This window comes from Rothia sp. P4278, assembly GCF_048512945.1.
Lineage (GTDB): Bacteria > Actinomycetota > Actinomycetes > Actinomycetales > Micrococcaceae > Rothia.
Genome location: NZ_JBLXXU010000002.1, coordinates 329,238 through 353,083 on the forward strand (window position 1 = coordinate 329,238; position 23,846 = coordinate 353,083).

The 23,846-nt window shown below is 56.3% G+C and carries 18 protein-coding genes, 1 tRNA gene and 1 riboswitch; of the genes, 4 read left to right on the forward strand and 15 right to left on the reverse strand.

Features of this window, described 5'->3' with window-relative positions:
* Positions 1-15: 15 nt before the first annotated feature.
* The 7 genes from ACN085_RS05600 to ACN085_RS05630 all read right to left on the reverse strand — a co-directional run bounded on the left by ACN085_RS05600 (position 16) and on the right by ACN085_RS05630 (position 8,873).
* Complete coding sequence (locus tag ACN085_RS05600) at positions 16-1,785, reverse strand: glycosyltransferase family 4 protein (RefSeq protein ID WP_419099137.1); 1,770 nt, start codon at positions 1,783-1,785, stop codon at positions 16-18.
* Positions 1,782-3,182 (reverse strand): glycosyltransferase family 4 protein, encoded by a 1,401-nt coding sequence (locus ACN085_RS05605; RefSeq protein WP_419110857.1) that lies wholly within the window; start codon positions 3,180-3,182, stop codon positions 1,782-1,784. The genes ACN085_RS05600 and ACN085_RS05605 overlap by 4 nt, the downstream gene beginning before the upstream one ends.
* 85 nt (positions 3,183-3,267) lie before the next feature.
* On the reverse strand, positions 3,268-3,474 hold the full coding sequence (locus ACN085_RS05610; RefSeq protein ID WP_419099135.1) for a DUF3073 domain-containing protein: 207 nt from the start codon (positions 3,472-3,474) through the stop codon (positions 3,268-3,270).
* A gap of 240 nt (positions 3,475-3,714) precedes the next feature.
* Positions 3,715-4,650, reverse strand: a complete 936-nt coding sequence (locus ACN085_RS05615; RefSeq protein ID WP_419111048.1) for a Sir2 family NAD-dependent protein deacetylase — start codon at positions 4,648-4,650, stop codon at positions 3,715-3,717.
* A gap of 225 nt (positions 4,651-4,875) precedes the next feature.
* Positions 4,876-7,464 (reverse strand): ATP-dependent chaperone ClpB, encoded by a 2,589-nt coding sequence (gene clpB / locus ACN085_RS05620; protein WP_419110858.1) that lies wholly within the window; start codon positions 7,462-7,464, stop codon positions 4,876-4,878.
* A gap of 159 nt (positions 7,465-7,623) precedes the next feature.
* Positions 7,624-8,244 (reverse strand): hypothetical protein, encoded by a 621-nt coding sequence (locus ACN085_RS05625; protein ID WP_419110859.1) that lies wholly within the window; start codon positions 8,242-8,244, stop codon positions 7,624-7,626.
* 125 nt (positions 8,245-8,369) lie between these two features.
* Positions 8,370-8,873 carry a Dps family protein gene (locus tag ACN085_RS05630; protein ID WP_419099132.1) on the reverse strand — a complete coding sequence of 168 codons (504 nt, stop codon included), beginning with the start codon at positions 8,871-8,873 and terminating at the stop codon, positions 8,370-8,372.
* Positions 8,874-9,273: 400 nt separating this feature from the next.
* Between ACN085_RS05630 and ACN085_RS05635 the strand changes: the two genes are divergently transcribed.
* Positions 9,274-10,395 carry a VIT1/CCC1 transporter family protein gene (locus tag ACN085_RS05635; protein ID WP_419110860.1) on the forward strand — a complete coding sequence of 374 codons (1,122 nt, stop codon included), beginning with the start codon at positions 9,274-9,276 and terminating at the stop codon, positions 10,393-10,395.
* A gap of 1,391 nt (positions 10,396-11,786) precedes the next feature.
* On the opposite strand, the gene sucD is transcribed toward ACN085_RS05635, so the two are convergent.
* From sucD to pcrA, 4 genes are all read right to left on the reverse strand, one after another.
* Positions 11,787-12,710, reverse strand: a complete 924-nt coding sequence (gene sucD, locus ACN085_RS05640) for a succinate--CoA ligase subunit alpha (protein ID WP_419110861.1) — start codon at positions 12,708-12,710, stop codon at positions 11,787-11,789.
* A gap of 36 nt (positions 12,711-12,746) precedes the next feature.
* On the reverse strand, positions 12,747-13,913 hold the full coding sequence (sucC, locus tag ACN085_RS05645; protein WP_419099129.1) for an ADP-forming succinate--CoA ligase subunit beta: 1,167 nt from the start codon (positions 13,911-13,913) through the stop codon (positions 12,747-12,749).
* Positions 13,914-14,122: 209 nt separating this feature from the next.
* Positions 14,123-14,731, reverse strand: coding sequence for a hypothetical protein (locus ACN085_RS05650; protein ID WP_419099128.1), 609 nt, complete (start codon positions 14,729-14,731; stop codon positions 14,123-14,125).
* A gap of 73 nt (positions 14,732-14,804) precedes the next feature.
* Positions 14,805-17,516 carry a DNA helicase PcrA gene (gene pcrA, locus ACN085_RS05655; RefSeq protein WP_419110862.1) on the reverse strand — a complete coding sequence of 904 codons (2,712 nt, stop codon included), beginning with the start codon at positions 17,514-17,516 and terminating at the stop codon, positions 14,805-14,807.
* 95 nt (positions 17,517-17,611) lie between these two features.
* On the opposite strand from pcrA, the gene ACN085_RS05660 reads away from it, so the two are divergent.
* Together ACN085_RS05660 and ACN085_RS05665 are read left to right on the forward strand one after the other, a co-directional pair.
* Positions 17,612-18,307, forward strand: a complete 696-nt coding sequence (locus ACN085_RS05660; protein WP_419110863.1) for a hypothetical protein — start codon at positions 17,612-17,614, stop codon at positions 18,305-18,307.
* 111 nt (positions 18,308-18,418) lie between these two features.
* Positions 18,419-18,491, forward strand: a tRNA-Arg gene (locus ACN085_RS05665).
* 102 nt (positions 18,492-18,593) lie between these two features.
* On the opposite strand, the gene ACN085_RS05670 is transcribed toward ACN085_RS05665, so the two are convergent.
* From ACN085_RS05670 to ACN085_RS05680, 3 genes are all read right to left on the reverse strand, one after another.
* Entirely contained in the window at positions 18,594-18,821 is a 228-nt protein-coding gene (locus ACN085_RS05670; RefSeq protein ID WP_419110864.1) for a hypothetical protein, read from the reverse strand.
* Positions 18,822-19,058: 237 nt separating this feature from the next.
* Positions 19,059-19,679, reverse strand: a complete 621-nt coding sequence (locus tag ACN085_RS05675) for a C40 family peptidase (protein ID WP_419099124.1) — start codon at positions 19,677-19,679, stop codon at positions 19,059-19,061.
* A gap of 4 nt (positions 19,680-19,683) precedes the next feature.
* A riboswitch (cyclic di-AMP (ydaO/yuaA leader) is annotated at positions 19,684-19,844 on the reverse strand.
* Positions 19,845-20,302: 458 nt separating this feature from the next.
* Entirely contained in the window at positions 20,303-20,995 is a 693-nt protein-coding gene (locus tag ACN085_RS05680) for a metal-dependent transcriptional regulator (protein ID WP_419099123.1), read from the reverse strand.
* A gap of 333 nt (positions 20,996-21,328) precedes the next feature.
* Between ACN085_RS05680 and serC the strand changes: the two genes are divergently transcribed.
* Positions 21,329-22,426 carry a phosphoserine transaminase gene (serC, locus tag ACN085_RS05685; RefSeq protein ID WP_419111049.1) on the forward strand — a complete coding sequence of 366 codons (1,098 nt, stop codon included), beginning with the start codon at positions 21,329-21,331 and terminating at the stop codon, positions 22,424-22,426.
* 83 nt (positions 22,427-22,509) lie between these two features.
* Here the strand turns inward: serC and ACN085_RS05690 are convergent, their stop codons facing one another.
* Positions 22,510-23,844, reverse strand: coding sequence for an MFS transporter (locus ACN085_RS05690; protein ID WP_419110865.1), 1,335 nt, complete (start codon positions 23,842-23,844; stop codon positions 22,510-22,512).
* Positions 23,845-23,846 lie beyond the last annotated feature (2 nt).

Consider the following 23,846-nt stretch of genomic DNA (forward strand, 5'->3'; position numbering starts at 1 on the left):
CCATTGTGAGCATTTTTAGGAGTCAGTCAGCCGATTATAGATTCCTTGGACGGTACGGGCGTTCTGTGCCCAGGTGCGGGTTCGAGCAAAAATACGCCCCTGCTGGGACATACCCCGGCGCAGGTCCTCATCAGTTGCCAGAGCGCACAGTTGCCGGGCAAAAGAGCCGGGGTCCCCTGCACTGGCGATTAGGCCGGTGGGTCCGGTCACCCGGTTCTCAACAAGTTCGGTCAGCGGGGCTAGGTCGCTCACAAGCAGAGGCCGGTTCAGCGCCATAGCTTCAATGGGTTTGAGCGGGGTGACACTCTGGCAGACCCTATCGCGGGTTCGGGGCACAGTAAAAACGTCGAGAGCCTGGTGGGCTGTGTAGGCGGTGTGTGGGTCTACTTTACCCAAAAAGACGGTGTATTCTTCTAGGCCCAGGGAGCGGGTCAGAGCTTCAAGACGCACCCGGTCACTACCGTCACCGGCCAGCATCAGCCGCGCGTCAATACCCTGCTGGCGCACCACCGCTAGCGCCCGGATGAGGGTATCGAAGCCCTCATAAGGCACCAGTGAGCTAACCGAGCCGTACCAGAAGCCCTCAGCGCTCAGCCCCAGTTTCTGGCGGGCCTGAGCCGGGGTCAGGTCAAGGTCAAAGAGGCTCTCATCAACGCTGTTGGGAACCACCGTGATTTTTTGAGGCTCCAGGCCCCGTTCCACCAGGGTACGCTTCATGGTCTCGGAGAGAGTAATGAGGTGGTCAGCGGCCTGCATGATCTGGGTTTCCCGGGCGCGGGTGAGAGCGAACCGTTCGCTGGCGGCGGCGCTCTCGCGGCGCGCCTCAGGCTGGTGGGAAAGCCAGGTTTCTTCCAAGATACCGCGTACCTCGTAGACCCAGGGGATATTCCAGTACCGGGCCAGGGATCGAGCCACCAGCCCGTTATGGAAATGGGTGGTGGTATGGATGAGGGCTGGCGGGTTATCCGCGTAGCTGTAAGCTAGGTGCCTGACCCACTGCTCGATTTTCTGGGGCTGATACGACGCCAGTTTCCAGGGTAGGTGACGCCGGTAGGTAATACCTTCGACCCTTGCGGTGGGGAGGGCATCGAGCTTACCGACGGTCACGGGGTAGCCGGTGCGGGTCTCTGCCCGCAGGTTTACCCCGCGCTGAGCCAGGGCGGTCAGTAGGCGGTGGGTTCGTAGGGTGTAGCCAGACTGGGTTGCAGGTAGAGAGTTAGTAATCAGGTGCAGGGCAAAGGGTCTACGACCGGGCCGAGCGGCGCCGGTAGCCGGTGAGTTTTCGTTCAGCTGGGGAAACCATGTTTCTTGCAGGAGGGTGGCCTCAGCTGCGAGTTTTTTAGCCAGTCTTTTCTTTCCGCTGGTGTTTGCTATCGCGCATGCTTCGGTCAGGCGACCAGCCGACCACAGCGCCCGCGCCAGGGTAACCGGGGGCAGGTTCTTGTCGTGTTCCAGGTCAACCAGGTTGGCAGCAGCCAGTACCTCCCAACCCAGCCGGGTGCTGATACTATCTGCGCGTCTTTGCCCTGCCCGAAGGCGCTGTTCTGAAAGCGCCAGTGCTTCCTTATCCCCGGTCATCAGTGCGCCCATGGCTTGGGTTCCTACCCAGGGTGTACGGCTCAGACCGGTACCCAGAAGCTGACGGGGGCCAGCGGGGAGCCGCCGCGAGGCTTGAACCGCAAAAACGGCGGGGTCTGTGCCCAGGGCACCCACACTAATACGGACGGCAAGAGTCGCATTCTTTGCCAGGTAGGCTAGCTGTGATGCTCCTTGTGGCAGGCTCATGAGTGTGTCCTGCCTGTCTCTACCGCCTTTTCGAGCACCGTGAGGTAGCGCTGGGCTAGCTGGTCGTAGTTATAGTTCTTGAAGATAAAGTCACGACCTGCATGACCCACCTGGAGCAGTGAACGATCGGTTGCCAGGCGGCACCACAGGTCGGCCAGTTCCTGAGGGTTCTCAGGCTCTACCAGGGCACCTACCCCCGCCGCTTGCATAATGTCAGCAGCTTCGCCGGTGACCAGGGCTATGGGAAAACGGGGCACGGTCAGCAGTTCATACAGTTTGGAGGGTACGGTGCGTTCAAAAGCCGGGGTATTTTTGAGCGAAACAATCGTGGCATCACACCATTTATAGTTTTTACGGACCTGCGAGCGGGGCTGTAAAGGCTGGAACTTGACGGGTAGGTTCCTTGCCCTGGCGTAGTCCTGGAGCATCTGCCGTTCTGCTCCCTCCCCCACAATACGGAGTTTAAAGCGGGTCTCGGGTTGGGCTTTTTGGGCCAGTTCTAGAGCCTGCAAGAGGGTGATAAGCCCCTGGGAACGACCAACCGTCCCAGAATAGAGCAGACGGAGTTGCCCTGGGCGTTGGGGGGCCGGATCTATCCTGCTGTGAAACATAGTTGGGGTGACCCCGTTAGTGATAGTTACGACCTCCTGCATGTTGCGCCCACGCAGTTTTCGGGCGAAGCGGTGAGTAACGGTAACCAGTACGTCGGCCTGCCGCTGCGCTCGGGTAAAGGACCGTGAGAAGCGGCGCTTTACCCGCTCACGCAGGGCGATACCACTGATTTCTTGGCTGGGTCTGGCCACAATATCGGGCCAGGCATCGCGCAGTTCAAGAACCAGGGGCACACGCAGAAGCTTTTTAATAGCGATACCGGCGTAGGCCGAAGGCAGCCCCGGGACGGTTGCAACAACAACATCGAAGCGATCCCCGCCGAGAGCCAGGATCAAGGCTTTACCCACCGAGCTGGTAGCGGTAATAATCTGATCAGCCAACCGGGTTACTCCGGAAGGACCGTGGAGAAGATAGGGAAGACGTAAGACGCGCTCCCCATACTTACCCCGGTGAATACGCGGAGTATCCCGGTGCTTTTCACGCAGGAATCGGCTGGCCTCCGCATCCGGGTAGTGGGGCGGCGGACAGAAAACGGTCACCTGGTGTCCTGATTTCTGCCAGCGTTTTACCAGAGCCGACCAACGGCGCTGAGGCGCACCAATTTCGGGCGGATAGTAGTGCGTAACGACAAGTATTTTCATTGAGATGATGTGTGCTGGGTGTGGTTGGCCAAGGGCGATTATTGGGTCTGTAACTACCTCAACTGTACCCCTTTTAAGCCCTCCTATGCCTGTCAAAAACCCTCGTCTTGCCTCTTCTCCTTGGGACAGTATTCCTGGGGGCATAAAATAAAAGGGCCTGCTAGCATTTGCTGCCAGCAGGCCCTTTAGGGCTGGGTGAGGTAAGAACCCGCATCATAAGGAGGCGGTCTTACTTCTCCAGGTATTCATCGGCGTACTTATCCACATAATCCGAGTAGTCGTCCTCATCATCGTAGTGATGAGCAGACGCCTTAGGCTTGGATTTGCCACTTGTTCTCAGTTCACGTTCGAGTGCCGTGTAATCAGTATCGGGGCTGAAATATTTCATCTCCCGAGCCTGCCGAGTTGCTTTAGCCTTTTGACGGCCGCGCCCCATGGCGAGACCCCCTCTTTATCGCTCGTATCTGGCTACCCATCCGTGCTCAAGGGAGAACCAGAAAATCTTTCAGTCTTTTCCGTATACAAGGGTACCTTGTTTTAAGCATATTTGCTTGTCTGTTCGCCCAGTGAGATGTAAGAAGCATAAAAAATAGGGAAGAGCCCTCATATTACGAGCTACTTCCACCCAGGAAGCTCACCCTTTTACGCTCTAGATTCAGAGATTTAGTCTCCAGAGTTAAGTGAGTCTTGAGGAATTGCCCCTGAGCAGATAAAGCGCTTCTGCAAGGTCTTCGCGCCAAAGATAGGTTGCGCGGCGATCAGCGCGGCCCGGTCCGCGGTTAATGATGGCCAGGGGCTTTCCTGCGCGGACGGCATCGAGGGCTATCTTGTAGCTACTCATGACAGCCAGGGACGATCCGAGTACGAGCAGGGAGCGGGATTGCTCTAGGAGGTCTTGGACACGGGTTTTTCTGGTGGCGGGGACGGGTTCGCCAAAGTAGACCACGGCAGGTTTGAGGCGGGTAGAGCCGCAGGCAAGGCAGCCGACCATCTGAAAGTCGCGGATAAAGGTAGCGTCTAGGTCTACATCACCGTCGGGGTTGACCTGTAGGGAAGGGCCGGTGACCCGCTCAAGGTAGCCTGGGTTAGCGTCGTTAATGCGAACATCAAGGCTGGTGCGGGCTTCTTGGGCGCCGCATTCGAGGCATTGGATGGTGGAGAGGTCTCCGTGGAGCGGGAGCACGGTGCGGCTCCCGGCAGCGGTGTGCAGGCCGTCTACGTTTTGGGTGATGATGCCGGTGAGGTGCCCGCTGTTTTCGAGCTCGGCCAGTAGGTAGTGGGCGGTGTTGGGGTGGGCGCGGCTCATCTGCCGCCAGCCGACGAAGGAGCGGGCCCAGTAGCGGTGGCGGGCTTGGGGGTCGTAGAGAAATTCTTGGTAGGTCATGGGCCGGTGGTTGCGCAGTGATCCGGCGGGGCCCCGGTAGTCGGGTATTCCTGAGCCGGTAGATATGCCTGCCCCGGTCAGGGCCAGCACTGCCCCGTCGGTAAGGAGTTCCTGGATGCCCAGGCAGGCAACTTCGGGGTCGGTGGGCGGGGTAGTTTCGTGGACGACCCGTTCGATAGAGCGCAGGGCGGCGGCGTGGGTGGCAGCGATGTGAGCCTGCTCGGTCAGGTGGGTGGGCTCGCCCGCGTAGCGGGTATCGAATCCTTCTCCCCGGTGATGCGGTTGGTTCTCTCTCACTCTTCCAGTGTAGGTGAGTATCTCCGCAGCATCAGCCCTGGCAGGTGCAAGGGGGAGGCAAGCTGGCTGGGGCTGACATGAATTGTTCAGCGAGCGCCAGCGAGCCGGGCAGGAAGGAAGCTTGCCGACCGACCTTGCACCTGCGGTGAAGGAGGGTTAGCTGGCTGTAAGGACCAGGCCTTCCACGGCTACATCGGGGTTAATATCCACCCGGACGGTGTCGCCGTCCTTGATAGTCCCTGCAAGGATTCCTCGTGCCAGGCGGTCACCGATTTCTCGCTGAACCAGGCGGCGCAGGGGACGGGCGCCGTAGGCGGGGTCGTAGCCTGCTAGTCCCAGCCACTCGGTGGCGGCGGGGGTGACATCCAGGGTCAGTCGGCGGTCCTCCAAGCGGCGGGCCATGGACTTGATTTGCAAGGCCACGATGGAGGACAGGTCCTCTGCGCTCAGTGGCTCAAAGATGATGAGCTCGTCCAGGCGGTTGAGGAACTCCGGTTTGAAGGCGGCGTTGACCGTGTTCATAACTGCGCTCTTGCGGCTCTCATCGTCCAGGTTCTGGTCAATCAGGAACTGAGAGCCCAGGTTGGAGGTCAGGATGAGGATGACGTTACGGAAGTCAACGGTGCGGCCCTGGCCGTCAGTGAGGCGGCCGTCGTCAAGAACCTGGAGCAGGATATCGAAGACTTCGGGGTGGGCTTTTTCGACCTCGTCGAGTAGAAGGACGGAGTAGGGGCGGCGGCGGACTGCTTCGGTGAGCTGACCGCCTTCTTCGTAGCCGACGTATCCGGGAGGGGCCCCGACTAGGCGGGCGACGGCGTGCTTTTCGGCGTATTCGCTCATGTCAATACGGACGAGGGCACGCTCATCGTCGAACTGGAACTCAGCCAGAGCCTTGGCCAGCTCGGTTTTACCGACACCGGTGGGGCCCAGGAAGAGGAAGGAACCGATGGGCCGGTCGGGGTCGGAGATACCGGCGCGGGAGCGGCGCACGGCATCGGCTACGGCGGCGACAGCTTTCTTCTGGCCGATCAGCCGTTTGCCGAGTTCTTCTTCCATGTGCAGGAGCTTTTCGGATTCGCCTTGGAGCATACGACCAGCGGGGATACCGGTCCAGGCGGAGATAACTTCGGCGATTTCGTCAGCTGTGACTTCTTCGGAGACCATGGATTCTTGCTGGGCGCTGCTCTCTGCCCGCTGAGCTTCGGCCAGTTGCGCTTCAAGGGCGGGGATTTCGCCGTAAAGGATCCGGGAGGCTTCTGCCAGGTTGCCTTCGCGTTGGGCTACTTCTGCTTTGGAACGCAGCTCGTCGATTTGGGTTTTGAGGTCGCCCACTCGGTTGAGTCCGGCTTTCTCAGCTTCCCAGCGGGCGTTGAGGGCGTCGAGTTCTTCCTTCTTGTCGGCCATATCTGCACGTAGGGCATCTAGGCGTTCGAGGGAAGCGGGGTCGGTTTCGTTGGCGAGCGCCAGTTCTTCCATGGTGAGGCGGTCTACGGCACGGCGGAGGACGTCGATTTCTTCGGGTGCCGAGTCGATTTCCATGCGCAGGCGCGAGGCGGCCTCGTCGATCAGGTCGATGGCCTTGTCGGGGAGCTGGCGGGAGGGAATGTAACGGTTAGAAAGGTTGGCGGCGGCAACCAGGGCGGAGTCTGCGATGGCTACCTTGTGGTGGGCTTCGTAGCGTTCTTTGAGGCCGCGTAGAATGCCGATGGTGTCTTCCACAGAAGGCTCACCGACAAAGACTTGCTGGAAGCGGCGTTCCAGGGCGGCGTCTTTTTCGATGTTTTCGCGGTATTCGTCCAGGGTGGTGGCACCGATCAGGCGTAGTTCGCCGCGGGCTAGCATGGGCTTGAGCATATTGCCCGCATCCATGGAGCCCTCACTGGCACCGGCACCGACGACGGTGTGGATTTCGTCAATGAAGGTGACGATTTGGCCTTCGGATTTTTTGATGTCTTCGAGTACGGTTTTAAGGCGTTCTTCGAATTCACCACGGTATTTGGCACCGGCGACCATGGCACCCAGATCCAGGGAAATAAGGGTTTTGCCGCGCAGGGTTTCAGGTACGTCGCCGGAGACCATGCGTTGGGCTAGGCCTTCGACGACGGCGGTCTTACCGACACCGGGTTGCCCGATCAGTACGGGGTTGTTCTTGGTGCGGCGGGAAAGTACCTGTATGACGCGGCGGATCTCGCTGTCTCGGCCGATGACGGGATCGAGTTTGCCTTCGCGGGCGATGGCAGTGAGGTCGGTGCCGTACTGTTCGAGGGCACCGAAAGTGCCTTCAGGGTCGGGGGTGCTCACGGTGCGGTCTCCTCGGACTGGGGGGATGGTTTCTTCTAGGGTTTTTTCGCTGGCACCTGCGGCGGTGAGGGCACGGGCGGTTGCGTCGTTACCTGCAGCTAGGGCGAGCAGGAGGATTTCGGTGGAGATGTAGGTGTCCCCGAATGTTCCGGCTTTAGCCTGGGCTGTTTGAATGGCGCTCAGCAGGGCCCGTGAGGGCTGTGCTTGGGCGGTGGATTCTCCTGATGCTTTGGGGAGCTTGGAGATTTCAGTGGATGCCGCAACTGAGAGTGCATCAACATCGATCCCTGCGGCTTTGAGGACCGCAACCGCTACGCCCTGGCGCTGGTCAAGCAAGGCTTTGAGCAGGTGGGGTGTATCGAGGGTGGGGTTGCCTGCGGTTTGGGCGTTAAGGTTGGCGGCCGATAAGGCCTCTTGGCTTTTACTGGTGAATTGAGCTGACATTTTTCTCCTGAGCTAGTAGGTCTTTTCCTTAAGGTTGAGTGTACTTCACTCAACTCATAATTGAGTCTACTACACTCAACTTATATACACCAGGTAGCTGAGGCCTTCCCCACCCTTGACCCACCGAGCAAGAAGGCCAACCCACCGAGTCAGGCTAGCTCAATCCAAGAAATCATATATGGATTCTGCCCGCTCCAATTCTTCCTTGACAGCATCATCGACACCGCGGGAGACCGATTCAGCTCGCCGCCAGTTGCTCAGGGAAAGGAGCAGGGAGGCAGTTGCAAAGGCGTAAGTGAGGATACCGGCTGGGTTGCCGAAACCGGCTGAGAGCCCAATAAAGTCACCCCCCAGTAGTGACGATGCCGCCGAAACAACAGTTCCATCCAGGCGGTCGGGGACCAAAAAACCGAAGATGAGGGCCATCAGCCAGGTGGCACCCCAGACAAGCGCGGTCGTCGGCGGTAGACCTGCCCGTTTACCAGCTTTTTGTAATTTCATTTCTTTGCCCGAGAAGTAGGCTGCCGCTAGCATCAGACCCGCCAGGATCGGCCCTAGTGAGATGGCGAAAATTGGCAGCAGGCTACCACCGGCACCAAACAGGGAGCGCCCAGCAACCACCCACAGGGCCGAGAGAAGTGCCCAGGGAACAGCCAGGTAGAAAATAGCCCTGGTCAGGAGCCCGCCCTGTCTCATCAAGTAGGGGTGTGACCGGGCCTCACCAGGAGCACCCGACTGAGGGCCCTGCGGAGGTAGGTGATTGGCTGAGGTTTTTTGCATTTGGCTCACTCCCCCATTTTAGGCCCACCCTTCTTAGTCCTCACAAGAAGCAGGTACCACAAAGCCGGGGTGGCCCACCTCTTGACGGTGAGCCACCCCGGCTTTTGAGTTGCGAGGGTTACCTGCTAGCTGAGGTTACCCTGCCCATCTTCGAGGTGACTGCGCAGGAACCACTGGAAGAGCTCCAGTTCGGCAGTCTGACCGATCAGCAAATCTTCGGTAATAGGGTCAATATCGCCCACCTTAGCAATAGCAGCACGGTGGTCTTCGATAACAGCGCTATAGACGTCATTAAGAGCACGAATATGGGTCATAGCGTCAGCACGGTCAACATCATATCCGGCCCAGGTGCGCTTTTCTACCAGGTCGCCTGAGAGACCGTTGGGGGAAACACCCATGGTAGCCATGCGCTCTGCGATGGCATCAACAAAGCCGCGCACCTGGTCTACCTGGGGGTCCAGCATTTCATGGACTGCGATGAAGTTGGGGCCAACGACATTCCAGTGAGCATGCTTGAGGACCAGGTGCAGGTCATTGAGGGCGTGCAGGCGGAGCTGGAGGACGTCAGCTACGTGGTGGCCAGACTCTTCGGTGAGGCCCGGTACGGTAAATGATGCGTATTTGCTCATGATTCTTAAACTTCCTGTTAGGTAATCAGGTCGATCCCAAGCTGTGGGTTTCGGCCTGCTGTGTAGTTCCAACCTTACGCTGTCCCTGCCGCCATTTCAAGGCTTATTCTGAGTAAATCATAATAAGGAAACCCTGATTTGACAAGGTATTCTGCCTAAAACAGAAGGTAAGCAAGGCTAACCTCAGCGCAACTGACTGGGTACAACACTCCCCCCAAAGGGATCTTAGCCAGCCCCTGCTCTACCCACCAAAGACCATAAACCATTTATGTGATTTACAACATATCCCCCGGGGCTCTAGCTGACCGTTGCCACCGGTCCCAGTCTATGACTAGAGTAAGAGTCAGCCACAGGGGGCTCGCCCCAGCGCTACCAGCTCCAGACCTAAGAGTAAAAGATCGTGACAGCACCCACCCCATATACTGCCCCCTGCACAATACCCAGCAAGGCCCAAATTCGCCGCTGGCGGCGTTATTTAGCAGAAGAAATCTCCGAAGCTCGCATTTACGCTGCGCTGGCTGAACGCACCCACGGTAAAGAGGCAGAAATCTTAGGCCAAGTAGCCCAGGCCGAATACCGCCACCAGAATCACTGGCGCCAGCTTCTTGGAGAACACGCTTTTCCTGAGCCCAAACCTTCGGTCTCGGCCCGTATTCTTGAACTTCTAGCCAAAAATTTTGGCTCAGTCTTCGTTCTTGCCCTAGCCCAAAGAGCCGAGGGACGCTCCCCCTACGCGGAGGATCCCGATGCAACTGAGGCTATGGCAGCCGATGAGGCTATCCATGAGGAAATCATTCGAGCCCTTTCTACCGCTGGCCGAGAAAAGCTTTCTGGCAACTTCCGCGCCGCTGTCTTTGGCGCAAATGACGGCCTTGTCTCTAATGCTGCGCTCATCATGGGTGTTGGCGCTAGCGGGGTCAGCAACTCTATGATTCTTCTTTCTGGTGTCGCAGGCCTGTTGGCAGGCGCGCTTTCTATGGCTGCCGGTGAGTTTGTATCGGTCCGTTCCCAGCGCGAGCTACTCGACGCCTCCCGCCCCACCCAGGTCACCCTCGATGTAGCCCACCAGCTCGATATTAACCAGAATGAGTTAGAGCTGATTTACAAGGCCCGCGGTATGAGCGAGGAGGCAGCCCGCCACCGTGCCATGGAACGCTTTGGGCACTTCACCTGCGACTGCGACCCCTCACTCTCTTTCCGCGACCTTGAGGAGGATCAGGAAGCGGGGGTAGAACACGGTGCGCTGGGTAGCGATGTGGGAGCTGCCGCCTCAAGCTTCTGCTTCTTTGCCTCCGGCGCTCTCATTCCGATCCTGCCCTACATCTTTGGGGTACAGGGTCCATTCGCTATGTTGCTAGCCATGTTGCTGGTAGGCCTTGCCCTCATGCTAACCGGTGGCGTGGTGGGCCTACTCTCCGGTGCTTCACCTTTCAAACGTGGCTTACGTCAGCTAGCTATTGGCTACGGAGCTGCCCTGGCTACCTACTTGCTGGGTGCTTTATTTAACGCAACAATCGTATAATCGAAAATATTGCAGCCCAAGTTCCTTGATGAATTTAATTTAATCTCACAGTTATTAACTGTGCCTGATGTTTTGTGCCTTAAATTCAAACCGTAATTTTGTATCAACCAAAGAATTATTAAAAATTCATTCCAGATGTATATTTCTGTCCCTGGGCGCCCACCCGATTTGGACTTGTGATAACTGGAATAACTCATTCCTGGACTTGATAGGCCAATAATACCCGAAGAAGCTACACTGACAAATCATCTCGCTCCACCCTGAGAACCAAAGCAAGGCCATACAGTAGTTTGAACGACTCAATATACCTAACAGTAATAATACACAGTGAGCCACAAGTACTTACGGGGCATAAGGGGGGCTATACCTGTTCTACATATACCTACTAATGCTTGAGTGCCCTCCCGGAAAATTATACTTTACGTGGGATCCTACATGTATCGGGTCTGCATCCAGCCGTAGTCAGCGAAATCTTTAGTATACCCATTGGCAGTGGTAAAACTACCCTTGAAGCTAACATAGTAACTTCCTAGATCCCGGGGCACACAAATGTTGCTGTTGTAATTGACCCTGGTAGTAATCTGAGAATTGGGCCAAGTGCTTGCCAGTTCAGTGGAAGCAGTCCTACCTCTATTTACACCAATATAGGTAAAAGTAAATACATCGTACTGAGACTCCCGCCCACCGGGAACACTCATCGCCACGGGACCAGAAACAATGTAGGCACCCCCCGTTACAGTTATGCTCCTAATGGCCCCAACGGGGAAAGCCACCCTTAACTGAAGGCCATTTAAGGTCACCTCAGTTGCAGGTGATCCATCACGCTCAATGACCCCAAAACCGGGCGAAGCACCCCGGTAGCTCTTGTTAGTGTAAAAGCTAAACCCCGTAAGTATCCCCTCGGATGAAGGGCATGACCAGGAAGTAAAGTATCTGTAATTTGCAAACCAAGATGCAGTGAGCTGGTAATTAAGCGTTGAAGTCGATGCTGCATAAGCAGGAATAGTCGAGGTTGCAAGAGCTACTGGCGCTGCCCATGCAGTACCCTTTGTGAGAGAACGTCGAGATATAGGCTGACTCATAATACATTTCCCCTAAATACTTTCATATTGGTGCTAGAATTTCAATCTAGCACCAAATGAAAGATTTTACCAGGTCCACCTGAGTGAGATTAATTAAGCGGATAATTTGCACCAAAAGTTTCCTGGCAATTGAAAATAACCCTCACCTTAATGGCTAGGCACCGATAGCCCTAAGGCTAGCTTTTGTGCTTAAAGAAAAAATATTAGGGTGCGAAAAAGAGGCGGAGGCTCAAAATATCTTGAGACTCCGCCCGTGGTTTGCCTGCGAGAAATAGCAGGCGGTAAAGTTTTACCCTAGAAACTGAATATTTACAGATTCCCTCGGGCAAAAATCTCACGCATGAGCTGAGCAGCCTCAGAAGGAGTCTTACCCACCTTCACACCAGCAGCTTCCAAGGCCTCCTTCTTAGCCTGAGCGGTACCCGAAGAACCGGAGACAATCGCACCAGCATGGCCCATAGTCTTACCCTCAGGAGCGGTAAAACCAGCCACATAGCCAACAACAGGCTTGGTCACATGAGCCTTGATAAACTCAGCGGCACGCTCCTCAGCGTCACCACCAATCTCACCAATCATCACAATCGCTTCGGTCTCAGGGTCAGCTTCAAAAGCCTCCAGAGCGTCAATGTGGGTGGTGCCAATAATGGGATCACCGCCAATACCGATAGCGGTGGTAAAGCCAATATCGCGCAGCTCAAACATCATCTGGTAGGTCAGGGTGCCTGACTTAGATACCAGACCGATTTTGCCCTTGCCGGTGATGTTGGCGGGGGTAATACCCACCAGGGATTCACCGGGGGTAATGATACCGGGGCAGTTGGGGCCAATGATGCGGGTGACCTGCTTGCCCTCAGCATTGACCTTGCTCTTGGCGTAGGCCCAGAATTCGGCAGTATCACCTACGGGCACGCCCTCGGTGATGACAACCACCAGGGGAACCTCAGCGTCAATCGCTTCAATAACAGCGTCCTTGGTAAAGGCCGGGGGTACAAAGACGATTGAAACGTCTGCGCCGGTCTCCTGGATAGCTTCAGCCACAGAGCCAAAAACCTTCAGCTCGATGTCCTGGCCCGAAGCGTCCTTGTGAGTAACGGTGGTGCCAGCCTTGCGGGCGTTAACGCCGCCCACAATCTGGGTACCAGCGGCCAGCATACGGGCGGTGTGCTTAGTACCTTCACCGCCGGTGATGCCCTGAACGATGACCTTAGAGTCCTTGTTCAAAAAGATAGACATAATAAAAACCTTCTAAATCTGTGTTTTCGCGGTGAATTAAGCGTTGTAAGCCAGCTCGGCGGCCTTATCGGCACCGGAGTCCATGGTCTCGGCCAGGTGTACAAGCGGGTGGTTGGCCTCAGAAAGAATGCGGCGGCCTTCTTCCACGTTGTTACCGTCAAGGCGAACGACCAGGGGCTTGGTTGCCTTATCGCCCAGGATCTCAAGAGCCTGAACAATACCGTTAGCAACAGCGTCACAGGAGGTAATACCACCAAAGACATTGACGAAGACAGACTTGACCTGCTCATCGTTGAGGATGATATCCAGACCAGCGGCCATAACCTCAGCAGAAGCGCCGCCACCGATATCCAGGAAGTTAGCGGGCTTGACCTTGCCGTGGTTCTCGCCAGCGTAGGCTACAACGTCCAGGGTGGACATAACCAGGCCCGCACCGTTACCGATGATGCCGACCTGACCATCGAGCTTGACGTAGTTCAGTTCGTTTTCCTTGGCCTTGGCTTCGAGGGGGTTCTCTGCGCTCTTATCGACCAGGGCCTCGTGATCGGGCTGGCGGAACTCTGCGTTATCGTCCAGGGAGACCTTGCCATCCAGTGCCAGAATCTTGCCGTCACCGGTCTTGACCAGCGGGTTGACCTCCACCAGGGTGGCATCTTCCTTCTTGTAGACCTCGCCCAGCTTGACCAGTACAGCGGCTACAGCCTGGCGGGTGTCCTCGGCAAAGCCAGCTGTCTCAACGATTTCAGCGGCCTTAGCGGGGCTAATTCCCTCAATGGGGTTGATGTCTACCTTGGCCAGAGCCTCGGGGCGCTCAACGGCCAGAGTTTCAATATCCACGCCGCCTTCCACCGAACACATAGCCAGGTAGGAGCGGTTAGCCCGGTCAAGCAGCATAGAGAAATAGTACTCTTCGGCAATGTCAGCGCCCTGAGCAATCATCACGCGGTGAACGGTGTGGCCTTTAATGTCCATGCCCAGAATCTGCTGAGCATACTCGTAGGCTTCATCGGCGGTCTTAGCAACCTTAACGCCGCCCGCTTTACCGCGGCCGCCTACCTTGACCTGTGCTTTGACAACGGTGACGCCACCAATTTTTTCGGCAGCGGCTTTTGCTTCTTCTGGGGTGGTAGCTACGATGCCCTGGAGCACGGGTACACCGTGCTTCTCAAAGAGATCTCGTGCCTGGTATTCAAACAGGTCCACAGGAGTGTCCTTCTTCGTCGAAGTCGTGCCGGGCCGTGTGGGCCAGGCCTTTACAAATGCGAAGCCTCCACGTGCCCCCAGCGAGAGCCAGAGCACACAGAAGCCTCTCCATGAGCAACTTTAGCGCACTTCACAGCAAGGGAGCTAACTTATCAAGTTATATTGAGCGACCCAGTTAAGTACGATCGAGTTAGCAGAGCTAGGCTCAGCTACTTAAGGAGGGCACAGGCATCCAAGATATTGACCAAGAACGGTGCTGTGTCTGAAGCCCTCGGAACCATGAGGTACTCCATCTCATCAATACGCCATAGCATAATCCTGGCTTCAGAAACCCGGCAGCTCATGGCCTGCCCCGGTTTAAAGACATCGGGTGGGAAGTCAAAAGCTACAACTTGGTCAATCACCTGCGCAGCTGCTTGCCCGCTAAGGTTAAGGACGGTGCGGTTAACTGATACATCAAGAACCAGACCCTCATCATTCCCTAGGGCAGTAGCTAAAGCTCGCCCTAGTTTCACCGGATCAACGCGGGTCACGACCAGGTAGACCCCTGCTTCGACATAAAGGCAGGCTACGACCTGTCGGGTACCGTAGAGCATGTAGCGGGCTAATGCGTCACCGCTGACCTGGCCGGGTAATTCGGGGAGGGAAACTCCCAGTACCTTTTCTAAACGGTGAGCGGCGGAGCTAGCAGGGTCCACTTCAAGCCGGAAGAGCGACAGGTCAGATATTTCCTGAAGCTGGATACGGGTATCGGTGACCTCGTCCATGGCATGAGCGAACTCCTCAGCAACCGAGGGCAAACTACTGTCATTGTTCATCGAGCTACCTCATTGTGGCATGATAGAGAACCGGCAAAGGCATGATACCCCCTTAGGGCGCTAGCGGCCACGATTAGCTATCTTTCTTGGTCAATGGCGCATAGCGCAGAAGCAGTCGCTTTTCTTCACGGGCAAAACGAACTTTAGCCACCGTTTTGTCTCCTGCCCCTTCAAGTGCCAGAACCTTACCCTCACCGAAAGTTGTGTGCTCTACAGTATCGCCGACGGAGAGTAGGGGAATTTCCTTATTCTGCTGTACCCGCGAGACCTTGCCTGCTGCGGCGGCATAGCCGTAGGAGGCAGAACCGTTCACTTCAGCTATCGAGGGGGAAGACCTGCGCTGAGGTTGATCGAAGCGAGCAGAGTAGCTAGAACTTCCGTAAGCCGGTGTGCCAGTTTCTGACCGCCAAGCGCCCCTGCCGCCAGCGTAGGCACCGCCGTAGCTAAGGCCACCCATCGAATAAGTGGAGCCGGTACGTTTCCATTCGATAAGTTCCTCGGGAATCTCTTCAAGGAAAGGAGAGGGTGGGTTGAACTGGCTCTGGCCCCACATAGACCGGTTCTCGGCACGAGTCAGGTAAAGCCGTTCCATCGCGCGAGTCAGGCCAACGTAAGCCAGTCGGCGTTCCTCACTCATCTCCGAGTCATCGGTCAGGGCACGCTGGTGAGGGAAGAGTCCGTGCTCCATACCGGTGAGGAAGACCACCGGAAACTCTAGGCCCTTAGCCGTGTGTAGGGTCATGAGGGTAACTACGCCCTGAGAACGAGCCTCGGCAACCTCTGCCGCAATCTGAGCAGCGCTGGGGCCGCCTTCCTGGTCCTGCTTTGGCTTGTTGGGAATCTGGTCAGCGTCAGCGACCAGGGCAACGTGCTCCAAGAAGTCCTCGAGGCTTGCACCGGGGTTATCAATCTCAAACTCGCGGACAGCATCTACCAGTTCCGATAGGTTTTCTACCCGGGACTCGTCCTGAATATCCTTGGATTCACGCAGGGCAGCCAGGTAGCCGCTCTGTTCCAGGACGGCTTCTAGGCAGGTAGCGGCAGACTCGGTCTGTGCGATCTGGGCCAGGTCGTCGATGAGCTGGGAAAAAACGGCCAGCTTCTTAACCGCGGCAGAGCCCAGCCCCGGAACTTCGGTACCCTGGCGCAGGGCTGCCATGAAAGAGATGCGGTTGACTCGTGCGTAGTCGGCAACCACACTCTCCGATTTAGTTCCGATACCGCGCTTAGGCTCGTTGAGAATCCGGCGCAGGTTGATATCATCATCGGGGTTGACGAGAACTCGCAGGTAGCTCAGGGCGTCTTTAATTTCTTTGCGTTCGTAGAAGCGAGTGCCGCCCACCACCCGGTAGGGCAGACCAACTCGCATGAGCATTTCTTCCAGGGTACGGGATTGGGCGTTGGTCCGGTAGAAGACCGCAATATCACCCGGCGCGGTTCCGTACTCGTCACGCAGGCGGTCAATCTCCTGGGCGATATACCGTGCTTCGGCCTGCTCAGATTCGGCCACATAGCCGGTAATTTTTGCGCCATCACCGCTGGCTGTCCAGAGTTTCTTGGGCCTGCGGCCGGGGTTGCGTTCAATCACGGCATTAGCCGCGCTCAGGATGTTCTGGGTTGAGCGGTAGTTCTGTTCCAGCAAAATGGTGCGAGCAGTGGGGTAATCCTGCTCAAAATCGGTGATATTGCGAATATCAGCACCGCGGAAGGCATAGATGGACTGGTCAGAGTCGCCCACAACGGTCAGCTCTGCCGGAGGGTAGGCATCGGGGTAGGGCCCTGGCGCACCGGGTTCCGGGCCTTGAGCGGGAGCCCCCACCAGCTGGCGAACGAGCTGATACTGGGCATGGTTGGTGTCCTGGTACTCATCCACCAGGATATGGCGGAAGCGGCGGCGGTAGTATTCGGCTACCTGCGGGTGATTCCGAAGCAGGTTGACGGTTTCCAAGATCAGGTCATCAAAGTCAAGTGAGTGGGCCGCTTTGAGACGTTCGGTATAGATGCTGTAAACCTTAGAGATGGCAGCTTCCCAGGGGTCGCTGGGGGAGGTTTCCTGGGCAAACTGCTGGGCGGTCATCAGCTCATTCTTCAGGTTGGAGATTCGGTTGCCCACGGCCTTAGCGGTGAACTTCTTAGTGTCCAGGTTGAGCTGTTTGATAATCAGGGTTAGCAGACGCTGGGAGTCGGCAGAATCGTAGATTGAGAAAGTTGTTTTAAGGCCCAGGTTCTTAGCTTCACGGCGAAGTAGACGCACGCAGAAGCTGTGGAAGGTGGAAATCCACATATTTTGAGCTTTTGGCCCAACGAGGTCGGTAATACGTTCACGCATCTCTGCGGCCGCTTTGTTGGTAAAGGTAATAGCCAGGATCTGACCCTGGTGAGCACGCCCGGTCGCCAGCAGGTAGGCAATACGGTGGGTGAGGACGCGGGTTTTACCGGATCCTGCACCAGCAACGATGAGCAGAGGCGAGCCAGCGTGTTCAACGGCTGCAGCCTGGTGCTCGTTCAGGCCTTCAAGGAGCCTATGCGGTTGGACCTGCCAAGCGGGCTGACGGGAAGGACCACCCAACTGAGCACCACCCATCTGGTAGGAGGGTGGCAGGAAGTCGAGCTCAGCCAGATCAGCTGGGGCGGTGGGAACCGGTGCAGGCTCTTGACTAGGGAGCCAGTCGGATTCATCGTAGTACCCTCCCCCAGGTTGGCCCATAGGCGGGGCCTCTTCTGCGCTTTCGCCCTGAGGCCTGGGTGCCCGAGAGGTGGGCATAAAATCATCGTCATCAAACATGGTGGGCTCTTTTCCTGATTCAACCGTCAAATAACCATTTTAGGCGAACATACTTTCGAGGCCCCAGCTTTTAGCTGACAGATAAGATAGACAGTATGGGTCTTTCAAAAGGTCAGAAGAAGCGCCTCTATGGCGAGAATACACAAGTGCACTCCCCTGCTCCCTCTCCGCCTGCAGCACGGTCCAGACTAAAGGCACAGGCAGAACCGCGGGTTATCACCGACTACAGCGCAGCGGAGTTAGCTGCCCAACCGGAAAAAGGCGGCGGCTCCTATATCTTTGTGGGAGTGGCTTTCGCGGTCACAGCCCTCTTCCTTCTCTACTACTACCTCATCTTATTGCCCGGTATTTCGACAGTTGCAGGTGTGACTGCCCCTGAACTCATGGCTAGCTTTGATGCTGAGCACCTACAGGCTCTGGCATCTGGCCTGGGCGAAGAAGGTATCCGTAGCTACCAGATTGTGCACCGCTCAACGGGCCTGATTTTACCCCTCATTTTTGCTTTTACCTGGTGGAATATGGTTAGGGCTTCCCGCTTTGAGCTGCTTCTGGGCCGGCTGATGCTCGCCCTTCCTCTTGCCTACGCCGGTGTATTTATGGCCGGCGGTTTTGCGCTGGATCAGGCTATTGCCAACCCGCTCAGCTCCGCTACAGCTTTGGCTTCTTTGCTCATAGCACTTCGCTGGGGACTCTTTGTACTCTGCCTGCTTCAGCTAGGGTATCTGGCTGTACGTCTTGTCCGCTCTAAGGTTGATGCTTTCTCACGCGGTGAGCTACCCGGCCAGTCATAAGCCTGAGTTCGGGGTCAAGGAGTACCCCGGCAAGGGGCTTTGAATGACGAGCTCACACACGGCCTGTATTTAGAGTTAGCTCCTCAATGCTGTAAACTGATGGGGTTGCCTGCCCTCGTAGCTCAGGGGATAGAGCACCGCTCTCCTAAAGCGGGTGTCGATGGTTCGAATCCATTCGAGGGCACAGACAGAGAAACCCACCTACTCTGGTAGGTGGGTTTTTCGCGTTTAGACCTCAGCTTATGAGAGAATGAACATTCTTTTTATAGCCCTAGCAGCCCTTTTCCTAAGGGAGCTTCTGCTGCTTTTTACGGTAGAGGGCACGCGAGATCAACAAGCCGATGACGATACCCACACCACCGGTAATCGATACCCACATAGCAGCGTGGCCAACCAAAAGGGCGATAAGCAGACCAATAACAATTCCGGGGACCGCCCCGGCAATCATACCCACAGCCATATAGGTAAACTCTTGATCCGATGCGTTCCTGGGGCTTTCAAATTGAGGTGCCATAGGCTATATCCTAGCTGCGCGTAAGGGAATAGAAAAAGGGGATAAAAAATGCGCCCCAGCTGGTCGTCTGGTGCGCATTAGCAGGCTTAGGCCTACTGGGGGGATCCATACCGTGTGATGTGTGGTAGGAATTCTTTAATACTCACAGCTTTCTCTTACGACCAGGAAAACTGTGGTTGGACTACCTCAGGGAAGCCGAGGCTATTCGCCTTGGCAGGACCCTAGGGTGAAGTCTTATTAGATACCTGCGGTGTAGTAACCGTCAACAGGCATGAAGCCGCCACCGTCAACAGCGGTCAGCATGGTGCCCTGTGAGGGGTTCAGCGCTGAGATCATCTGGCCGTTGCCAACGTAGATACCAACGTGTGCGTAACCGTTAGTGAAAACGATGTCACCGGGCTGGGGGTTAGCGGTAGGGGTGAGCTGGGTTGCCATAGCGTAGGTGTAGGCGGTCAGGTTGATGCCAGCCTGAGCGTAAACGTAGGATACGAAGCCTGAGCAGTCCCAAGCCTTGTAGGACTTGCCACCCCATACGTAGGCGCCACCGAGGCCGTCGTAAGCAGCTGCCAGAACGGTTTCACGAGCGGTGGAGAGATCGACGTTGCTGGGAAGCTCAGCGACGGTGTTGGACTGAGTGGTTACAACAGAGGTATTTTCTACAGGGGCAACGGTTTCGTAGTTGTAGCTGTAGGAGTTGTAAGCCTGGTTGTCGTATACAGCCAGCGCAGGAGCGGACTGAACGGGAGCGGTAGCGGTTTCTGCTACTGCAAAAGCGTTTGCGGGAGCAACTGAAGCGGCCAGCATGGCACCTGAAGCTGCAACGATACCTGCATTGCGAATGATAGTTGACTTAGTCATTGTGTTTTCCTCCATTGCCGGACGAGGTGAGCTGTCGGGTTCGAACATGAAGTACGCTCGGCTACCGGTGAAGGTAACTTAACCCCAAGGGCTCCTAGTACAGGATCCCAAAGTTGGGTCCCCCGCTTCTGCCTGATGATGTTTGTGAGTGAACCTGTGAACCGTGGCAGAACTAGGCGTTCAGTCCGCAGGGTGCTAATCCGACCAGTGATGAGCACAAATCAAAACACTACACACACTTTCAGATATTGTCACGTTTTGATTACAAAAGTCGCGGCTTCCAACCCTAGAAAGTAAGCAGGGTTACCTATTGCCTACAGGTCACACCTCGGGAACAAAGCTCTGAAAGCTATCAAAAAACCCGTTCTGACAAGCTGAAATTATGGTGACTGGGGTCATATAAAGAAGAGTTTTTTACCCCAGGAGCCACCGCACCCTCCCATCAGGGGGCACCAATGAGAAACCCGCCACTTAATTAAAAAACTTCACTGGACGGTACTATTGAGGGCCCCAGGACCCATCACCGTGCCCCCTACCGCCTCCCGGAAGCAGTGAATATAACAGTTTGATAACAAAAAAGAGGCCTAGGCGCTCGCCCAAGCCTCTTTTCTGTTACCAAGATGTTACCTTTTGACGACGATAGCTTCTGCTACCTCAGCGTTCAGGATCAAGGACTCATCTTCACCATCGGCGTGCACCAGAACGGAGCCGTCCTTACGCCCCACAATAGAAACAGTTGCGCCGTAGACAATTCCTGCATCACCTAAGCGCTTTAATAGCTCAACATCTGTCTGAATAAACTCTGGCAGACGAGAGACGGTAAACCGGTCATCCTCATCGGAATCTTTAGCCGCAATCGACATGGTGACTGTACGTCCATCGTTCTCTTGGCTCTGTGCACCCAGCTCCTCCAAACCAGGAATAGCATTACCGTAAGGCGAGAACTTAGGTTCGTTGAGGAGTTCCAGGAGACGACGTTCCACTCGCTCGCTCATCACATGCTCCCAGCGGCAGGCTTCTTCGTGGATGTACTCCATTTCTAAACCAATCACATCGGCCAGTAGGCGTTCAGCAAGACGGTGCTTACGCATTACCTCAACAGCCTTGTGGCGGCCTTCATCGGTGAGTTGAAGAGAACGGTCGCTCGCTACAGTCAACAGGCCGTGTCGTTCCATACGGGCAACAGTCTGGGAGACGGTAGGCCCAGAGTGTTCAAGGCGTTCGGCGATTCGAGCTCGCATAGGGGTAATACCCTCTTCTTCAAGTTCGAGCACAGTTCGCAGATACATCTCAGTAGTATCAATCAGGTCAGTCATGCCTTCTCCTCTCGTTCCGAGCCCACCCCGCTAGGGCTAGGCAAACAGTGCAGTCATTATCATTAATTGTATGCCGTGCCCAGGCTTTTGGGTGTGACCCTACCCGATCAGGTTTGCACAGTTCTACCCTCTTACTTCTCACTCTGTAAATTTCAGCCCCTCTTTTGCGGTTCTTGCCCCGCCCTAGCCGACAAGCACCCCTATCACCGTCACAATAGAAAGAGTAGGACAGCAGATAGCACCCTCCCCCTTTCCACGCATCCGCTATCTGCGCTTAGCCCCTACTTTTTACGAGGAGACACCGTGACCGACTTCCCCACCATTCCATCCCATATGCTCCCAGCCGATGGCCGTTTTGGTGCCGGCCCTTCAAAGGTTCGCCCCGAACAGCTTGCCGCTGTTCAAGCGGCAGCCCAGCATCTTATGGGAACCTCCCACCGACAGGCCCCTGTCAAGAACCTGGTCAGTGAAATCCGTGAGGGTCTGCGTTCTTTCTACTCTGCGCCCGAGGGCTACGAGGTAATTCTTGGTAACGGCGGAGCTACTGCTTTCTGGGATGCCGCCACCTTTGGGCTAATCGAGAACAAAGCCCAGCACCTCACCTTTGGTGAGTTCGGCTCTAAGTTCGCAGCCGCCACCCAGGCCGCTCCTTTCCTGGCAGACTCTACCGTCTTGACCAGCCCTGCAGGAACTAGGCCGGTTGCCCACGCTGAGGAAGGTGTTGATGTATACGCTTGGCCTCACAACGAAACCTCAACCGGTGTTTTCGCACCCGTCAGCCGCCCCCAAGGCGCCGGTGAAAACGCCCTGGTTCTCATCGATGCAACCAGCGCCGCAGGAGGCCTTGACCTTGATATCTCGCAGGCTGATGTCTATTATTTCTCAGCCCAGAAGAACTTTGCCTCCGACGGCGGCCTCTGGTTGGGGCTCTGGTCACCCGCCGCCCTGGAACGGGCACAGCGGATTCAGGACTCAGGCCGCTGGATTCCTGACTCCCTCAACCTGGTAACCGCTATCGATAACTCACGCAAGAACCAAACCTACAACACCCCCGCACTGGCCACCCTGATCATGCTCAACGAACAGCTCAAGTGGCTCAATGAACAAGGCGGTCTAGCCTTTGCATCGGCCCGTACCGCTGACTCAGCAGGCAGAGTCTACCGCTGGGCAGAAGAGTCAGACTTTGCCAGCCCCTTTGTAGCCAATCCGGCAGAGCGCTCAAACGTGATTACCACCGTGGACTTTGATAACAGCATTGACGCGGCAGCTATCGCTAAGGCGCTACGTGCTAACGGTATCGTCGATACCGAGCCCTACCGCAAGCTGGGCCGCAACCAGCTCCGCATTGCGACCTTTACCGCGATTGACCCCGACGATGTATCAGCTTTGCTGAACTGTATCGACTACCTGGTCGAGCAGACCGCGGGCTAAAAAGCTTCCGGCCCTTAAGACCGGGCCGCCCCGTTTCACCTCCTAGAGGCAGTGCGGGGCGGCTTTTTATGCCACGTGAAAGTCTAGCGTGGCTCCTGGATATCAATTGCAGCTGTCACAGGCGGCGGCTCAGTGCCCTCAGCAGCGGGGCTTTGCTGAGCGCGCAGAACCAGGCGGGTAGGTAATGAGCGGTCATAGCGCAGGTGCAGGTGCCGGTACTTCATAATCCATACCAGCCCCAGGAGAGCGGCCAGGAAACCCGACGCAGAGGCCACACCCAGCCCCCAACGCGCCCCAAAGATATCGTTAACCAGCCCCACCAAGGGAGAACCGATAGGGGTTCCACCAATAAAGACAGCCATATAGATACTCATAACCCGCCCGCGCATTTCAGGCTCGGTGGTCACCTGCACATAGGCGTTGGCAGAAGTAATAATAGTCAGCGCCATCAACCCCAGAGGAATCAGTGCCAGAGCAAAGAGCCAGAGACTGGGAGCTAGCGCCGCGAGCGCTGTAGCCACGCCAAACCCCAGGCAGGATGCGAACATGAACCGCATCCGTGGGGTATCTCGCCGAGCAGCTAAGAGTGTACCGGCTACCGAGCCGATAGCTACCACCGAGTTCAGCACACCGAATTCCCCGGCACCCTGCCCAAATTCGGTGGTTGCCATGGCAGCAATGTTGAGGGCTGTGTTAAGGCCAAAAGTGCCGATGAGGAAGGCCGCTACCATCACCACAACGATGTCGGGGCGGCACCTAAGGTAGCCAAAGCCGTCACGAATACGGCTCTGGGCCGCCGATGAACGGGGCAGAGGCCTTAGCTCCGAGGTACGCAGAGCGAGAATAGCTGCCATCATGGCAGCAAAAGAGAAGGTATTAATCAAGAAGACCGGCCCCGTACCCACAAGAACCACCAGCAAACCGGCGAAGGCCGGGCCAATCATGCGCGCCACGTTAAAGGACATGGAGTTCAGGGCAACGGCGTTGGGTAGGTCTTTATCCGATACCAATTCAGAAACCAGGGTGGAACGTACCGGCGCGTCAAGGGTAGAAACCAGGCCCAGGGCGAGCGCAAAAAGGTAGACCTGCCAGATAGCAACATGCCCAGAGAGCACCAGTAGGCCCAGGCCGAGGGCAAGAAGCCCCATAAGGCCCTGGGTCCACATCAGAATTTTCCGGCGGTTACCCCGGTCAGCTAGTGCACCGGCGTAGGGGGACAGCAAAAGCGGTGGGGCGAACTGGAGAGCTATCACAATACCCATCTGGGTAGAGTCATGGCTGGACAGGTCGTTAAAAACCAGCCAGTCCTGGGCTGTACGTTGCATCCAGGTGCCGATATTAGAAATTAGGGCACCGATAAACCAGATTCGGTAGTTAAAAATCCACAGTGACCGGAAAGTTCTAGGCTTTCCGGTCACAG

Coding starts and splice junctions, on each gene's coding strand:
- ACN085_RS05600 (WP_419099137.1), bottom strand. CDS start 1,785: ATGAGCCTGCCACAAGGAGCATCACAGCTAGCCTACCTGGCAAAGAAT.
- ACN085_RS05605 (WP_419110857.1), bottom strand. CDS start 3,182: ATGCCCCCAGGAATACTGTCCCAAGGAGAAGAGGCAAGACGAGGGTTT.
- ACN085_RS05610 (WP_419099135.1), bottom strand. CDS start 3,474: ATGGGGCGCGGCCGTCAAAAGGCTAAAGCAACTCGGCAGGCTCGGGAG.
- clpB (WP_419110858.1), bottom strand. CDS start 7,464: ATGTCAGCTCAATTCACCAGTAAAAGCCAAGAGGCCTTATCGGCCGCC.
- ACN085_RS05625 (WP_419110859.1), bottom strand. CDS start 8,244: ATGCAAAAAACCTCAGCCAATCACCTACCTCCGCAGGGCCCTCAGTCG.
- ACN085_RS05630 (WP_419099132.1), bottom strand. CDS start 8,873: ATGAGCAAATACGCATCATTTACCGTACCGGGCCTCACCGAAGAGTCT.
- sucD (WP_419110861.1), bottom strand. CDS start 12,710: ATGTCTATCTTTTTGAACAAGGACTCTAAGGTCATCGTTCAGGGCATC.
- ACN085_RS05650 (WP_419099128.1), bottom strand. CDS start 14,731: ATGAACAATGACAGTAGTTTGCCCTCGGTTGCTGAGGAGTTCGCTCAT.
- pcrA (WP_419110862.1), bottom strand. CDS start 17,516: ATGTTTGATGACGATGATTTTATGCCCACCTCTCGGGCACCCAGGCCT.
- ACN085_RS05660 (WP_419110863.1), top strand. CDS start 17,612: ATGGGTCTTTCAAAAGGTCAGAAGAAGCGCCTCTATGGCGAGAATACA.
- ACN085_RS05670 (WP_419110864.1), bottom strand. CDS start 18,821: ATGGCACCTCAATTTGAAAGCCCCAGGAACGCATCGGATCAAGAGTTT.
- ACN085_RS05675 (WP_419099124.1), bottom strand. CDS start 19,679: ATGACTAAGTCAACTATCATTCGCAATGCAGGTATCGTTGCAGCTTCA.
- ACN085_RS05680 (WP_419099123.1), bottom strand. CDS start 20,995: ATGACTGACCTGATTGATACTACTGAGATGTATCTGCGAACTGTGCTC.
- serC (WP_419111049.1), top strand. CDS start 21,329: ATGCTCCCAGCCGATGGCCGTTTTGGTGCCGGCCCTTCAAAGGTTCGC.